The sequence below is a fragment of the Neobacillus muris genome (assembly GCF_943193175.1).
GTDB classification, from domain to species: domain Bacteria; phylum Bacillota; class Bacilli; order Bacillales; family Cytobacillaceae; genus Neobacillus; species Neobacillus muris.
Genome location: NZ_CALPDF010000042.1, coordinates 25,528 through 39,172, shown reverse-complemented (window position 1 = coordinate 39,172; position 13,645 = coordinate 25,528). Strand labels below are relative to the sequence as shown.

Here is a 13,645-nt window from a genome sequence, read left to right as displayed (position 1 = left end):
GAGGAAGCTCCCCGGCACGCCCGCGGAAAGCGAAGCGCCTGGAGCGCAAATCAACCGACAATTCGCATAGACAACTATTAATAATATTATATCATATTAACGCGGTGAATTAATAAAGAATAAAGATAAAATAAAAGCTGTCGAAGGTTTTTCGACAGCTTGAGGATGACCATTGGTCATCCTCATTTTTATGATAGTAAACCAACTATTTTTTGTACAGATCGGTAGGCACGTCCGTTAATATAAAAGAAGTAACTGATCCACCCGCCTGTTTTAATAATTCCTTTGGAAAGTTTCCGGACTTCTTTTTGTTTTCGCACTTTTGCGTCGGATAAATAGATACCCAGCAGTCCGCGATTAATCAATTGATGAAACTCTCTGTGCGGCAAATGCTCTGTATGCTTATCCGCTTCAGAAACAAAATATTTTAACCGCTCAAATAAAGTTTCCTGATTTTCATAATAGAAGCAGAAGTTTAAATCCCCCTCTGCCCGGTCTTCATCTTGGTCAATAAAATAATCAAGCAAAATATGCAGGCCTTGAATATAAGGAAAATAACCATTTCTAATATTTTGGGCATCCCTCTTGGTGAAATCCCCCCGCAATGCATACGAGACAAGACAAAAAATTCCCAATGTAGATCCAGAGCAGGCGGAAAATTCGTACCATTCCATTTCAGGAAGATCGACTTTATGCCTGTTGAACCATGTTTCCAAACGAGGTACCCGCTCATCCTTTTTAACATGCTTGTGTACCTGTAAATCACAATAGTACTGACAGAGCTCAAGGAGATAATCCTTGATCAAGCCATAATGGCGAAGCTCGCGAAGGACCGACCTGCACGTTTCGGACAGGTCGTAAAGATAGCGGCCATCATCCTGATCCTCGCGTAATTGATAATAATTTTTATATCCGGCCTCTAAGACAAGCGCATCTGACATGGACTCGTGAAGCAGGGCAAAATCTTTTGGGTCCAAAGAAGTGCTGCGGTCACAAAGATTATCAAGATAATCACTGATCGTTTGATAGGCGACAATAAATTTAACCGCCCGTTTATATTGTTTTTCGGCAGCCAGCGCTAAAATGGCTCCCCCTTCACAATGAAACGTTTTATGCTCGATACTTGCCAATGCCTGCCTTCGAAGCTCAGAATTTGGAATTCTTTGGGCCCGGTCTTTCCAATAAGCCAATTCTTGATGGACAACTGGAAGTATATGACGGTATACCCTAGTCATGAGGGCAATCGGCTTCATGGAAAACAACAACCTTTCTACACAATGTATCCAATGGCTTTTAATTGGCTATGGACAAAATCCTTTGCGTACTCAAACACCTCTTCACGCTCTGGTTCATTAAAGATTTCATGATAGCATTTTGGCCATTCTTTAAAGCGTTGTTCCGTTAAAGGAACTTTATTAAACCAGTCTTTCACTGTTCGTTTGTTGACAATTTGGTCGTCCCCTGCCTGCATTATTAGCATGGGAACGTCCTGAGTTCTTTCGATACGGAGGAACGCCTGTTTCATTGCCTCCACAAGCTCACGATACCACCTGACAGATACCTTTGTAACATAAAGAGTATCATTGGCATCTGCCTCCCGGACATCCTCGTTTCTCGTAGCCATTTCAATGGTCAGCCCAGAATCCATCCGAAAGGACGGGAAAATAATATTCAATCCTCGCGATAGTATATCCAAAAATTTGGATGGCGGATTCACGAGTCCCAAGCACGGCGAGGACAAAATAACTCCGGCCAGATTAAGCCGCTGCTCCTGAAGCAGACGGATCGCAATCAGCCCCCCCATGCTGTGGCCAAGCAAAAATACGGGCAAATTATACTGGTAAGCCGCCTGAATCCAGTCTTTTACATCGATTATGTATTCATCAAAGGAATCAATATGCCCACGGCCGGCTCTTGTGGTCATCCCCTGGCCAGGAAGGTCATCCATAATGACATGAAAGCCTGATAATCGCCACATTTCAATCAGCCAGCCGTATCGGCCGTGATGCTCCATTGCTCCGTGAACGATTACAATAACTGCCTTCGCTTCACCTTCTGCTTCCCACTTCCACATATCGTTTCCTCCTAGAAAAAGTGTTCATATTTGAATCCTTTGTATTTTATCATATTACGTCAAATGTTTGGGATATCCATATCCTCCGTAATCCCAGCAGATAATTTTTTTGTCAATGGCCAGAATTTTCCGATACAATAAAATCATCTAACAGCAAAAGGAGCGAACCAAATGATTTATCCGTTTCATAGTAACTATCCAGTCATAGATGATTCAGCCTTCATTGCCGATTTTGTCACAATTACTGGTGATGTTGAAATTGGCGGACACTCCAGCGTCTGGTTTAATTCAGTCATCAGAGGGGACGTGGCCCCTGTAAGAATAGGAAAAAATGTCAACATCCAAGATAATTCTATCTTACACCAAAGTCCAAACAACCCGCTAATCTTAGAAGACGAGGTGACAATTGGACATCAGGTCATCCTTCATAGCTGCATCATTAGAAAAAGAGCGTTAATCGGAATGGGATCGATTATATTGGACCAGGCTGAAATCGGCGAGGGTGCGTTTATCGGGGCTGGCAGCCTTGTTCCGCAAGGAAAAAAAATTCCTCCCAATACATTAGCATTTGGCAGGCCGGCGAAAGTTATGAGGGAATTAACTGCTGAAGATATACTAGATATGGAAAGAATCGTCCGTGAATATGCTGAAAAAGCACAATTTTATAAGTCTCAGCAATCCAAAAACAGTTAAAGCACCCATTAACGGGTGCTTTTAGCTCTTTTTCCCTTTAGCTTTTTGAAGCTTCTAAAGCCCTTCCGGCAGTAAACTCGCTTTGAAAGGAGTAAACTCCTTCAACAAAAACCTGATGCCATACCATAAACATAAGAACTGTCCATATTTTCCGGCTGTTATCTGCTTTGTCCATGCAGTGGTCATCAAGCAATTTTAACAAATAAGTTTTATTGATTAAATGGTCCGTATTGCTTTCAAGGATAATCTTTTTCGCCCAATCATTCATTTCCGCCTTTAGCCAATGGCGGATTGGCACTGGGAAACCAAGCTTCTTGCGGCTCAGCACATGGTCAGGAACAACCCCTTCGGCTGCCTTGCGCAAAATATACTTGGTTGTACCAGCCGCAGTTTTTAAGCTGCTTGGAATGTTTGATGCCACTTCAAAAACATCCTTATCAAGGAAAGGAACACGCAGCTCCAAAGAATGTGCCATCGTCATTCGATCGGCTTTAAGCAGGATATCTCCACGCATCCAAGTATGGATATCAATATATTGCATCCGGTCCACCGGATCGTAGCCGCGGGATTCGTTATAAAGCGGCTTCGTAACATCTGTATAGTTCAGTCCTTCACGATACACACTAAATAAATCCCGTTTTTCTTCCTCAGTAAACATTTTTGCATTCCCAATATAGCGCTCTTCCATTGGTGTCACACCGCGCTCAATAAAGCTCTTCCCCTTAGTGCCTTCTGGCATCATATTGGCAATTCCCTTGAGAAGCTTCTTTCCAACCCGGGGGATTTTATTAAAAATCTGCAGGTCATGCGGCTCACGGTAGATATTGTAGCCCCCAAATAATTCATCCGCCCCTTCTCCCGAGAGGACAACAGTTACATGCTTCCTTGCTTCACGGGCCACAAAATATAACGGCACACAAGCTGGATCTGCAAGAGGATCGTCCATGTGCCACATAATTTTAGGGACTTCATTCATATATTCTTCCGGAGTAATGACATAGCTGATGTTTTCAACCCCAAGCTTTTCCGCTGTTTCTTTGGCTACATCAATTTCACTGAAGCCATTGCGTTCAAACCCGACCGAGAACGTTTTAATTGCCGGGTGAAATTCTTTTGCAATCGACGCAATAATCGATGAGTCAATTCCCCCTGAAAGGAAGGAACCGACAGGAACATCACTGCGCATATGCTTTTCTACAGAATCAAACAGGATATCCCGAATTTCTTTAACAAAATCCGGTTCTGATTTTTGCACCGGGTTAAAGTGTGCCTTCCAATACTGCTTGATTTGCATTGGAGCGTCCGCTTTTTTGATAAAATAATGGCCTGGTTCCAGTTTCGAAATCCCCTGTGACAAGGTGTCTGGTTCTGGAACAAACTGATAGGTCAAATAATGCTGGAGGGCATCATAGTTTAATACATCATTTTCAAGAGCAAGCAAAATACTCTTTTTCTCTGAAGCAAAATAAGTTTTTTCACCGTCTTCCATATAGAAAAATGGCTTGATGCCAAAATGGTCCCGCGCACCGTAAAGGGTCCGTTCCTGCTTATCCCAGATCACAAAAGCAAACATCCCGCGCAATTTTTCAACCGCTTTTTCCTTTAAGTGGCTGTACAGCGCAATAATAACCTCTGTATCGGAGCTTGTCGCAAAAGAAAGACCTTCCTTTAATAATTCCTCACGCAGCTCGACATAGTTATAAACCTCACCGTTAAAGATAATCCAATACCGTTCATTTTCATAGGTTAACGGCTGATGTCCGCTTTCAATGTCAATGATGCTTAAACGCCGGAAACCAAATTGGATATGCTCATCAAAATAATAGCCATCGTCGTCCGGGCCACGATGGGTAATGATATCATTCATATTTTTAAATAGTTCGATTTGCTGATCATTATAAATTTGCGGTTTGTCGTGTACACAACCAATAAAACCACACATTATGTACCTCACCTACTTCATCTAAATTTCATGCCAAGAAAATATACTCTCTTATACTACCACTTTTTTTGAAAAATGGAACTGTGGAACATCAGGAAAAAAATTGAAAGCAGCAGCGCCTTTTCAAGCGCAATCTATTACCATTGTTCACTGCTATCGGCTCCTATAAACATCGCATTCTTTTCAATTAATTACATAGACGAAAAATAAAAAGCGGGAGTTACATGATTCACGCAACTCCCGCTTCTATTAACGTCCTTCTGCCTGCTGGCGTAAGGCTTCTGCTTTATCCGTCCGCTCCCAAGGGAGATCTAAATCCGGACGGCCAAAGTGCCCATATGCAGCAGTTTGCTTATAAATTGGACGGCGAAGGTCCAACATTTTAATAATTCCTGCCGGACGAAGGTCAAAGTTTTGTTCAATTAACTCAACAAAGACATCTTCATTCACTTTGCCTGTACCGAATGTGTCCACTGAAATCGAAACCGGTCTTGCTACCCCTATGGCGTAGGCAAGCTGCACTTCACATTTGTCAGCCAGTCCTGCCGCAACAATATTTTTAGCCACATAACGGGCCGCATACGCTGCGGAACGGTCTACCTTCGTCGGATCCTTTCCAGAGAAAGCTCCCCCGCCATGACGGGCATAACCGCCATAAGTGTCTACAATGATTTTACGTCCCGTTAAACCTGCATCCCCCTGCGGCCCGCCAATCACAAAACGGCCGGTCGGGTTAATGAAATACTTTGTCTTCTCATCAATCAGTTCCTTTGGAACTACTGGATTAATGACGTATTCCTTTACGTTACGCTGAATTTGCTCCAATGCAATTTCCGGATGATGCTGTGTAGAGATGACAATCGTATCAATTCGCACTGGCTCGTTATTTTCATCATATTCAACTGTTACCTGCGTTTTCCCGTCTGGGCGCAAGTATGGAAGAATATCCTCTTTTCGGACTTCCGTTAGCCGGCGTGAAAGCTTATGAGCTAAAGATATAGGCAACGGCATGAGCTCTTTTGTCTCATTGCATGCAAAACCAAACATCAGCCCTTGATCACCGGCGCCAATGGCTTCAATTTCTTCATCCGTCATTTGCCCTTCCCGGGCTTCAAGCGCTTGGTTAACACCCATAGCAATGTCCGGCGACTGTTCATCAATGGAAGTTAAAACCGCGCAAGTTTCAGAATCAAAGCCATATTTAGCACGATTATAGCCAATCCCCTTAATGGTTTCACGCACAATTTTGGGAATATCAACATAAGTCGAAGTGGTAATTTCACCCGCTACCAGAACCAAACCGGTTGTAACAGATGTTTCTGCAGCAACACGGGCATTCGGGTCCTTCGCTAAAATAGCATCCAAAATGGAATCAGAAATTTGGTCACAGATTTTATCAGGATGACCTTCTGTTACTGATTCAGACGTAAACAAACGGCGTTTTGTGGACAATCTGAATTCCTCCTAGTAAATATGAAATGATTGATACGGAACTCATTCCCTTAGTAGTATGAAATAAACACAGGATTTTTATTAATTATGTAAGTTTGTTATGTAAGGACGCATGAATGTGTGCCTAAACAAAAAAACCTTTCCATATGAGGAAAGGTTAAATGCAAAAAGATTGCGTGCCTTTCACTCTTATCGTTCAAGGACAAGCCTTGCATCAGGTTTAGCACCTTTGCCCAGAAATCCTTTGGATTGTGACCAATCAAAGAGTTCCTTAGATTGCAGGTTGCTGGGTTTCATTGGGCCTGTCCCTCCACCAGCTCGGGATAAGAGAGTATCCGTTCAAATTTAAATGTTAACCTACTCTATTGATGAAAGTCAATGAATTTTTTCGTAACTTAATGTTTAGAAAATTTGTTTTCAATTATTAGTATAGACTAATTATTCAAATATGTTATACTATTCAATAATTATAGTTTGATTCTAAAAAACAGATAAAAAGGAAGGTTTCAAAGAATGAATTCAGTTCATATTTCCGATGAATTAGCGAATTTATTAAAAGGCCAGAATGTTCATATTCAATTATCCGTCCCTCAACTAGTTGAAAGGATATTAAGCCGAAGGGAAGGACAGTTAACCTCAACTGGTGCTGTTTGCGTTTCTACAGGCAAGTATACAGGGCGGTCACCGCAGGACAAATTTATTGTTTACGAACAATCGACAAAGGATAAAATTGCCTGGGGCCCTTCCTTAAATCAGCCGATCTCCGAAGAAGCTTTTTCCAGCTTGTACCATAAGGTAATTGACTATCTGAAGCAGAAAGAAGAAATATTTGTTTTTAAAGGGTTTGCAGGCGCCGATAAAAAATCTCAATTGCCTATCCAGGTAATAAATGAACTGGCATGGCAAAATCTATTTGTCCATCAGCTTTTCATTCGGCCTGATGAAGACGAATTATTTTCCCATGAAGATCCGTTTACAGTCATTTCTGCACCTAATTTCAAAGCCGACCCTGCAGTGGATGGCACGAAATCGGAAGCATTTATCCTGATTTCTTTTGAGCGCAGGATCGTATTAATTGGCGGAACGGAATATGCAGGAGAAATGAAAAAATCGATTTTCTCGGTCATGAACTATCTCCTTCCAGAGAATCATGTCTTTTCTATGCATTGCTCGGCAAATGTTGGCAATGAGGGGGATGTGGCCTTGTTTTTCGGATTATCCGGTACAGGAAAAACAACCTTGTCTGCCGATCCTCATCGCCGTCTGATTGGCGATGATGAGCATGGCTGGTCATCTAGCGGTGTTTTTAACATTGAAGGCGGCTGCTATGCTAAATGCATTCATTTATCAGCGGAAAAGGAGCCGCAAATTTTCCATGCCATTCGTTTTGGAACAGTCTTGGAGAACGTCGTCATGAATCAGGAAACGAGAGTCCCAGATTATGATGATGGAACGATGACAGAAAATACCCGTGCTGCCTATCCGATTGAGGCCATCGATAATATTGTCCAGCCAAGTGTTGCCGGCCATCCAAATACGATTGTTTTTCTCACTGCAGATGCTTTTGGTGTGCTGCCGCCGATTGCTAAATTGAGCAGAGAACAGGCCATGTATCATTTTCTAAGCGGATATACTTCCAAACTTGCGGGAACGGAACGAGGAGTAACTTCACCTGAAGCCACCTTCTCTACCTGCTTTGGAGCGCCATTTTTGCCATTGCCAGCCACCAGGTATGCTAAAATGCTTGGCGAGAAAATACTTGAGCATAATGTAAATGTTTTTCTAGTGAATACAGGATGGACTGGAGGAGCATATGGCACAGGCAACCGGATGAAGCTAACACACACAAGGGCAATGGTTCAGGCGGCTCTTGAAGGTGAATTAAATCACGTCGAAACCGTTAAAGACGAAATATTCGGCTTAAATATTCCACTTCACATCGCCGGTGTTCCTGATGATGTCCTGCAGCCAAATAAAACTTGGTCTGATCAGAAAGCCTATGAAATGAAAGCGAAAGAATTAGCAGCCAAGTTCAGAGATAACTTTCAAAAGTTTACTGATGTTGATGCTGACATTATTGAAAAAGGCGGCCCTATTGGATAATCCAGCAAAAGCCCGTATCCTTAATTGGATATGGGCCTTCCTATTTCAACAGCCTGTGAGCTGTTAACTGCCGTAAACCGGTACTGTCCGCTTTTTTTAATTTGAAAGTCGCCTTGATACATGGAAATCTTCTTTCCATCAGATGCTGTATAATCACTTTTATTGCCAAACGTAAACTTAGTTATTTCACCTGTTTCTAACGAAAATACCTCTAATTCTATTTCCTCTGGAAGGTCTTCCCCTGTCACCTCAATAGGTACATCTTCATAAAAGCCTGCATACAGATCCTCTTGTGACATCATCAAGGTCCATTTGTCAGTCTGGACGTAAGGTTTTTTTACATAAATCGAAAATGCGGCAAACTCTTTTCCATCAATGGCAAATTGCAGATCCCATTTTCCAGAATCAGAAAACGGCTTAAAGCTTGTCATCGAATGGGCATCAGCGCCATAAATCGGTCCGGACAGCGTTGTGCTTGCAAGCTGCTCCCTCACGCCTGTTTTTTCATGTATCGCATTGACCGTTAAATTTTTGTTTGCAAATTTTTTTTCATAGTTCCCCCAGAAAAAGATCATGATTTTGGCAACTGACCTTTCATCCTTGGCGATCCAATCCTTCGGTGCTAACAAACTGACTTTATCTGGAATTCCATAATTGCTGTCTATATAAAAGGATTCTCCATTTTCTGTTAAGGCAAAATAGTCCGCTTGTTCTGCTTCTGCAGAACCGGCATGATCGCTGGCAGATGAATTCATTCGATTGCCGGTGTTTAGATAGTACAGCAACGGTGCTAGTGCCGCGAAAACAAACAATGCACAAATAGCGCCAATCCTCTGTATTTTCCATTGTTTCTTTGGCTTTTGGTTTCCAGCCTCCTCACTGATTATTTTTAATATTTCTGTCCGCTGCTTTGTATTGAGTTCCTGTTTAGGAAAATCCATCATGACTTCCAGCAGTTCTTTATCCGATAAATTGTTCAAAGTACTCCCCCTCCTTCAACCGTTCATTTAATTTTTTAACGGCGCGAAAAAAAGTGACATTGACTTTATTTTCAGTCCAGCCAAGTACCTGAGCTGTTTCGTATGGTGAGAGCTCTGCTATGCCTCTTAAAAGAACCACATCCCGGTAATTCGGCCTCAATTCATGAATGGCATCGTACAGCTTGGCATATTCTGCCTTTTTAAGCAGAAGCTCTTCTGTCTGAAATCCGCTTGGGCTCGAAGGTTCCTGATCAAGGCGTTCCTTTAACTTCTGCCAAATGGATTTTTTTCTATAAAAATCAATAGCTGTATTCCGTGCGATGGAGATCAGCCAAGTTTTTGGGGCTGCTTCCTTCTTATAATGGTTAAATCCTCGAAACGCCCGCAAAAAAGTTTCTTGCACTAAATCTTCCACATCTGTTGTACCGGTATAGTAGACAAGAAAATGGGTGACATCCTTTTCATATTGGATAAACCAATTTTCTATCTGATTTCTCCTCTCCAACCGTTTCCCCCCTATCCAAGCAGCTTCTATATGTTTTTCTATAAATATGACGGCAGCACCAGCCATTTACTTACACTTCTGCAAAAGAAAAAGCAGGTTTTTCTCCTGCTTAGTTGGTCGAATTTAAAGCAACCAGTTGATACGTTAAAGTCGTAGTGTTATTTTCCCAGACCACTTTTTTGATAATGGCTGTTCCATTTGAACTGCTGTCCAGTGTTTTTCTTACATCGACAGGAATGTCGATTGGGTAAAGTCTATAACCCTGTTTTACTAATTGAAAAATGTTATCTTCAATTCGGTATTCATTCCCTTTTGTTACAATTAGGGTGTTTAATTCAAGAGGCATACCCATATAATCCGCTCCTCTGCAATTTATACTTTTATATTACCATTATCTGTTATGTTTTTTCATCCACTTCGTTAAATCCATGACCACTTTTCGATTGATTTCTGGGGGAAAGTAATGGGTAAACTCCGAAAAATACCAGCACGCTACCGGTTTGTTTAATGCCCTAAGCTTTTTCTCCAAACGATAAGCATGTTCAACGGATACATTTTGATCGTTTACGCCATGAATAATTAAAACAGGAGAATTAATTTTGCCCATTTGATAAAGCGGGGTGCGGCTCTGATACTGTTCCGGGCACTTATCTGGTGTTCCGCCAATCACCCGTTTCATCATTCGGCGCAAATCCTTCCGTTCTCGGTAAGTTAATTCCATATCCGACACTCCGCCCCAGGTGACAACAGAGGCCGCGTCTGGAAATTCGATACCTGTAAACAACGCCATAACGCCGCCCCGGGAAAAACCGAAAACATGGATATTTTTAACCTGCGGCAGCGATTTCAACAGCAAGAAGGCCGCAAATGCATCCTGCCTATCGTCACCTGCAAAGTCCTCATTTCCTTCCCCTCCCTGATTCCCCCGATAATACGGGGCAAAAACAATAAAACCTTCTTGGGCAAATTGGGCAATCCGGGCAGGACGGACCTTCCCTACATTTTTAATTCCGCCTCTCAAATAGAGAAATCCATCAGTGGCTGCCCTATCTTTGGGTTCTGCCAGCAGCCCCTTTACCCTTAACCCATTAGAAAGATAAGTGACCAAGCTCAACTCTACATTTGGGTTTGGTGAAGGAAACCGCATCCGATCTACAATGATTCCGTTCATTTTATTCATGTTAATCTTCCTTTTTTCTAGTTAAAAAATCTGGAACTGGGCATTCACACATTTCGCCCCGCTTCATACGATATCATAGGCAATCAGCCCAGATAAAGGAGGTTTTAGTTTATGAACAAAAGGCTTAAATTCAGTTTCTCCTTTCTGCTTATCGCAATATTCCTGTTCGGCTTAGCCGCTTGCAATAATAATCCAGAAACACCAAAGAAACTGGAAAAGGTTCGAATCGCTGAAGTTACCAGGTCTATTTTCTATGCTCCGCAATATGTCGCCCTCACACAAGGCTTTTTCAAGGAAGAAGGACTGGACGTTACTCTGACAACCGTTCCTGGCGGAGACAAAACAATGACAGCACTGATTTCTGGAGGGGCAGATGTCGCCCTTGTCGGTTCAGAAACATCCATTTATGTATACGCCCAAGGCTCTAATGATCCCGTTATTAATTTTGCCCAACTGACACAAACAGACGGCACCTTCTTAGTTTCCCGTGAGAAAATCGATAACTTCTCATGGGAGCAATTAAAAGGAACCACTTTCCTAGGGCAAAGAACTGGCGGGATGCCGCAAATGGTTGGGGAATTTGTTCTAAAGAAGCATGGAATCGACCCGCATAACGAGCTAAATTTAATCCAAAATATCGACTTTGCGAATATCGCCAATGCTTTTGCCTCCGGCACAGGGGATTTCGTTCAGTTGTTTGAGCCAACAGCCAGCATTTTTGAAAAAGAAGGCAGAGGATATATCGTTGCTTCCTTCGGAAAAGAATCCGGCCACGTTCCATACACTTCGTTTATGACCAAAGAGAGTTTCATGAAGGAAAATAAGGATACTGTCGAAAAGTTTACTAGAGCCATTTATAAAGCGCAGCAATGGGTGGATTCCCACAGTGCCGAGGAAATCGCCAAAGCCGTAGAGCCATACTTTCCTGACACAGATCTAGAAATCATGACAACAGTGGTCGAGCGTTATAAGAGCCAAGGCTCATTTGCCACTGACCCCATTCTTGAAGAAGAAGAGTGGAACAACCTGCAAAATATCATGGATGAAGCAGGCCAGCTTCCACAGCGAGTAGACTATAAAACCTTGGTCGATACAACATTTGCCGAGTCTGTCATTAAAAAATAAGAAAGGAAAGGGAGTCCGTTCCTATGAGCTTTTTACAGGTTCAAGACATCCATCACACCTATTTTACGAAAGACACCGCCACCACGGCTCTCTCCAATATTTCATTTACTGTTGAGGAGGGGGAATTTGTCTCCCTCCTTGGCCCAAGTGGCTGTGGAAAGACAACCTTACTTTCCATCATTTCCAGTTTACTTAAACCGACACAAGGGGAAGTCCGGCTGGAAGGAAAACCTGTTTCCCCGTCCAATAATGATGTAGGCTACATGCTGCAGCAGGACTATTTATTTCCGTGGAAAACCATTGAGGAGAACATCCTGCTCGGTTTAAAACTGTCAAAACAGCTGAATAGCAAAACAAAGGCTTCCGCCTTGCAGCTGCTGCACCAGATTGGTTTAGACGGGGTGGAAAAACAGCTTCCCAAACAATTATCAGGCGGGATGCGCCAGCGGGCGGCACTTGTGCGAACCTTATCAACCGAGCCTAAACTTCTGATGCTTGATGAACCTTTTTCTGCCCTTGACTACCAGACGAAATTGAAGCTGGAGGATTTAGTTTCCCAGACATTAGACGAATTCGGCAAAACAGCGATATTGGTTACACATGATATTGGGGAAGCCATTGCTATGAGTGACCGAGTCATTCTGCTATCATCAAAGCCTGGAAAAATATATAAAATATTTAAAATGCCAGAAGAGCTGCGGAAGCTGTCCCCATTTGAATCCAGAAATCACGAAGCTTATCAGACTATCTTTCAAACCATATGGAAGGAGCTGGAATCCCTTGAACCAAGATAAGAATCATGTTGAGCTTCTCCATAAAAATTATCTTCAATCGTTAAAAGTTGAGAAACGCTGGGTCCGCTTTTATCAAGCGATCATTTTCTTGGTATTTTTCGCAGGCTGGGAGGTTCTTAGCCGAAATCAATGGATTGATCCGCTTATCTTCAGCTCTCCATCGAAAATTTGGAATCTGTTATTGAGCAAACTTCAGGATGGTTCACTCATGTCCGATGTTGGCGTTACGCTTACAGAAACTATCCTGGGTTTTCTACTGGGCACATTGGCCGGAACGATTTTGGCGGCGGTTCTTTGGTGGTCTCCCTTGCTGTCCAAAATCCTAGACCCTTATCTGGTCATTTTAAACGCCATGCCTAAGGTGGCATTAGGGCCTGTCCTGATTGTCGCATTAACGCCAGGGTATCCTTCGATTATTACGATGGGGGCGATTATTTCCGTCATCATCACAACGATTGTAGTGTACACTTCGTTTAAAGAGGTGGACCTTAACTACTTAAAGGTTCTGCAAACATTTGGGGCATCACGGTTTCAATGCTTTAAAGAGGCTATATTGCCGGCATGCTTTCCAACCATCATATCCACTTTAAAAGTTAATGTAGGACTCTCCTGGGTGGGCGTTATGGTAGGGGAATTCCTCGTTTCCTCAAGAGGGCTGGGCTATATGATTATTTACGGTTTCCAAGTCTTTAACTTTACACTAGTATTCTTATCGCTGCTGGTCATTGCCGTGTTTGCGACGATTATGTATCAGTTGGTTGATTTATTGGAGAAGAAACTTATTAAAGAATAGCAGG

At 42.5% G+C, this 13,645-nt stretch carries 13 protein-coding genes and 1 riboswitch; of the genes, 5 read left to right on the top strand and 8 right to left on the bottom strand.

The window, feature by feature from the left end; genetic code table 11:
* Positions 1-188: 188 nt before the first annotated feature.
* Both NFS43_RS20165 and NFS43_RS20160 read right to left on the bottom strand, forming a co-directional pair.
* The gene (locus tag NFS43_RS20165) at positions 189-1,253 is read right to left on the bottom strand and encodes a tetraprenyl-beta-curcumene synthase family protein (protein WP_251554597.1); all 1,065 of its coding nucleotides are present in this window, start codon (positions 1,251-1,253) and stop codon (positions 189-191) included.
* Between the two features lie 17 nt (positions 1,254-1,270).
* A complete protein-coding gene (locus tag NFS43_RS20160; RefSeq protein ID WP_251554596.1) occupies positions 1,271-2,074 on the bottom strand; it encodes an alpha/beta hydrolase in 804 nt (267 codons plus the stop codon).
* A 171-nt stretch (positions 2,075-2,245) separates the two neighbouring features.
* Between NFS43_RS20160 and NFS43_RS20155 the strand changes: the two genes are divergently transcribed.
* Positions 2,246-2,767, top strand: coding sequence for a gamma carbonic anhydrase (locus NFS43_RS20155; RefSeq protein WP_251554595.1), 522 nt, complete (start codon positions 2,246-2,248; stop codon positions 2,765-2,767).
* A 37-nt stretch (positions 2,768-2,804) separates the two neighbouring features.
* Here the strand turns inward: NFS43_RS20155 and asnB are convergent, their stop codons facing one another.
* Both asnB and metK read right to left on the bottom strand, forming a co-directional pair.
* A complete protein-coding gene (gene asnB, locus NFS43_RS20150) occupies positions 2,805-4,709 on the bottom strand; it encodes an asparagine synthase (glutamine-hydrolyzing) (RefSeq protein ID WP_251554594.1) in 1,905 nt (634 codons plus the stop codon).
* A 249-nt stretch (positions 4,710-4,958) separates the two neighbouring features.
* The gene (gene metK / locus NFS43_RS20145) at positions 4,959-6,161 is read right to left on the bottom strand and encodes a methionine adenosyltransferase (protein ID WP_251554593.1); all 1,203 of its coding nucleotides are present in this window, start codon (positions 6,159-6,161) and stop codon (positions 4,959-4,961) included.
* A gap of 186 nt (positions 6,162-6,347) precedes the next feature.
* Positions 6,348-6,491, bottom strand: a riboswitch (SAM riboswitch).
* Between the two features lie 183 nt (positions 6,492-6,674).
* Between metK and pckA the strand changes: the two genes are divergently transcribed.
* Positions 6,675-8,264 carry a phosphoenolpyruvate carboxykinase (ATP) gene (gene pckA / locus NFS43_RS20140; RefSeq protein WP_251554591.1) on the top strand — a complete coding sequence of 530 codons (1,590 nt, stop codon included), beginning with the start codon at positions 6,675-6,677 and terminating at the stop codon, positions 8,262-8,264.
* 20 nt (positions 8,265-8,284) lie between these two features.
* On the opposite strand, the gene NFS43_RS20135 is transcribed toward pckA, so the two are convergent.
* Genes NFS43_RS20135 through NFS43_RS20120 form a run of 4 tightly spaced genes read right to left on the bottom strand, consistent with a single transcriptional unit; the run spans position 8,285 to position 10,929 of the window.
* Positions 8,285-9,244: a hypothetical protein gene (locus tag NFS43_RS20135; protein WP_251554589.1), complete on the bottom strand. Its 960-nt coding sequence runs from the start codon at positions 9,242-9,244 to the stop codon at positions 8,285-8,287.
* Positions 9,225-9,815, bottom strand: a complete 591-nt coding sequence (locus NFS43_RS20130; RefSeq protein WP_251554588.1) for an RNA polymerase sigma factor — start codon at positions 9,813-9,815, stop codon at positions 9,225-9,227. The genes NFS43_RS20135 and NFS43_RS20130 overlap by 20 nt, the downstream gene beginning before the upstream one ends.
* Before the next feature lie 43 nt (positions 9,816-9,858).
* On the bottom strand, positions 9,859-10,101 hold the full coding sequence (locus NFS43_RS20125; protein WP_251554587.1) for a DUF2584 domain-containing protein: 243 nt from the start codon (positions 10,099-10,101) through the stop codon (positions 9,859-9,861).
* 39 nt (positions 10,102-10,140) lie between these two features.
* Positions 10,141-10,929 (bottom strand): alpha/beta hydrolase family protein, encoded by a 789-nt coding sequence (locus NFS43_RS20120; protein ID WP_251554586.1) that lies wholly within the window; start codon positions 10,927-10,929, stop codon positions 10,141-10,143.
* A gap of 111 nt (positions 10,930-11,040) precedes the next feature.
* Here NFS43_RS20120 and NFS43_RS20115 point away from each other — a divergent pair, with 111 nt between their 5' ends.
* Genes NFS43_RS20115 through NFS43_RS20105 form a run of 3 tightly spaced genes read left to right on the top strand, consistent with a single transcriptional unit; the run spans position 11,041 to position 13,641 of the window.
* On the top strand, positions 11,041-12,054 hold the full coding sequence (locus NFS43_RS20115) for an ABC transporter substrate-binding protein (protein WP_251554585.1): 1,014 nt from the start codon (positions 11,041-11,043) through the stop codon (positions 12,052-12,054).
* 23 nt (positions 12,055-12,077) lie between these two features.
* On the top strand, positions 12,078-12,848 hold the full coding sequence (locus NFS43_RS20110; protein ID WP_251554584.1) for an ABC transporter ATP-binding protein: 771 nt from the start codon (positions 12,078-12,080) through the stop codon (positions 12,846-12,848).
* Entirely contained in the window at positions 12,835-13,641 is an 807-nt protein-coding gene (locus NFS43_RS20105) for an ABC transporter permease (protein ID WP_251554583.1), read from the top strand. Before NFS43_RS20110 ends, NFS43_RS20105 begins: the two co-directional genes overlap by 14 nt.
* Positions 13,642-13,645: the final 4 nt, after the last annotated feature.

Coding starts and splice junctions, on each gene's coding strand:
- NFS43_RS20165 (WP_251554597.1), bottom strand. CDS start 1,253: ATGAAGCCGATTGCCCTCATGACTAGGGTATACCGTCATATACTTCCA.
- NFS43_RS20160 (WP_251554596.1), bottom strand. CDS start 2,074: ATGTGGAAGTGGGAAGCAGAAGGTGAAGCGAAGGCAGTTATTGTAATC.
- NFS43_RS20155 (WP_251554595.1), top strand. CDS start 2,246: ATGATTTATCCGTTTCATAGTAACTATCCAGTCATAGATGATTCAGCC.
- asnB (WP_251554594.1), bottom strand. CDS start 4,709: ATGTGTGGTTTTATTGGTTGTGTACACGACAAACCGCAAATTTATAAT.
- pckA (WP_251554591.1), top strand. CDS start 6,675: ATGAATTCAGTTCATATTTCCGATGAATTAGCGAATTTATTAAAAGGC.
- NFS43_RS20130 (WP_251554588.1), bottom strand. CDS start 9,815: ATGGCTGGTGCTGCCGTCATATTTATAGAAAAACATATAGAAGCTGCT.
- NFS43_RS20125 (WP_251554587.1), bottom strand. CDS start 10,101: ATGGGTATGCCTCTTGAATTAAACACCCTAATTGTAACAAAAGGGAAT.
- NFS43_RS20120 (WP_251554586.1), bottom strand. CDS start 10,929: ATGAATAAAATGAACGGAATCATTGTAGATCGGATGCGGTTTCCTTCA.
- NFS43_RS20115 (WP_251554585.1), top strand. CDS start 11,041: ATGAACAAAAGGCTTAAATTCAGTTTCTCCTTTCTGCTTATCGCAATA.
- NFS43_RS20110 (WP_251554584.1), top strand. CDS start 12,078: ATGAGCTTTTTACAGGTTCAAGACATCCATCACACCTATTTTACGAAA.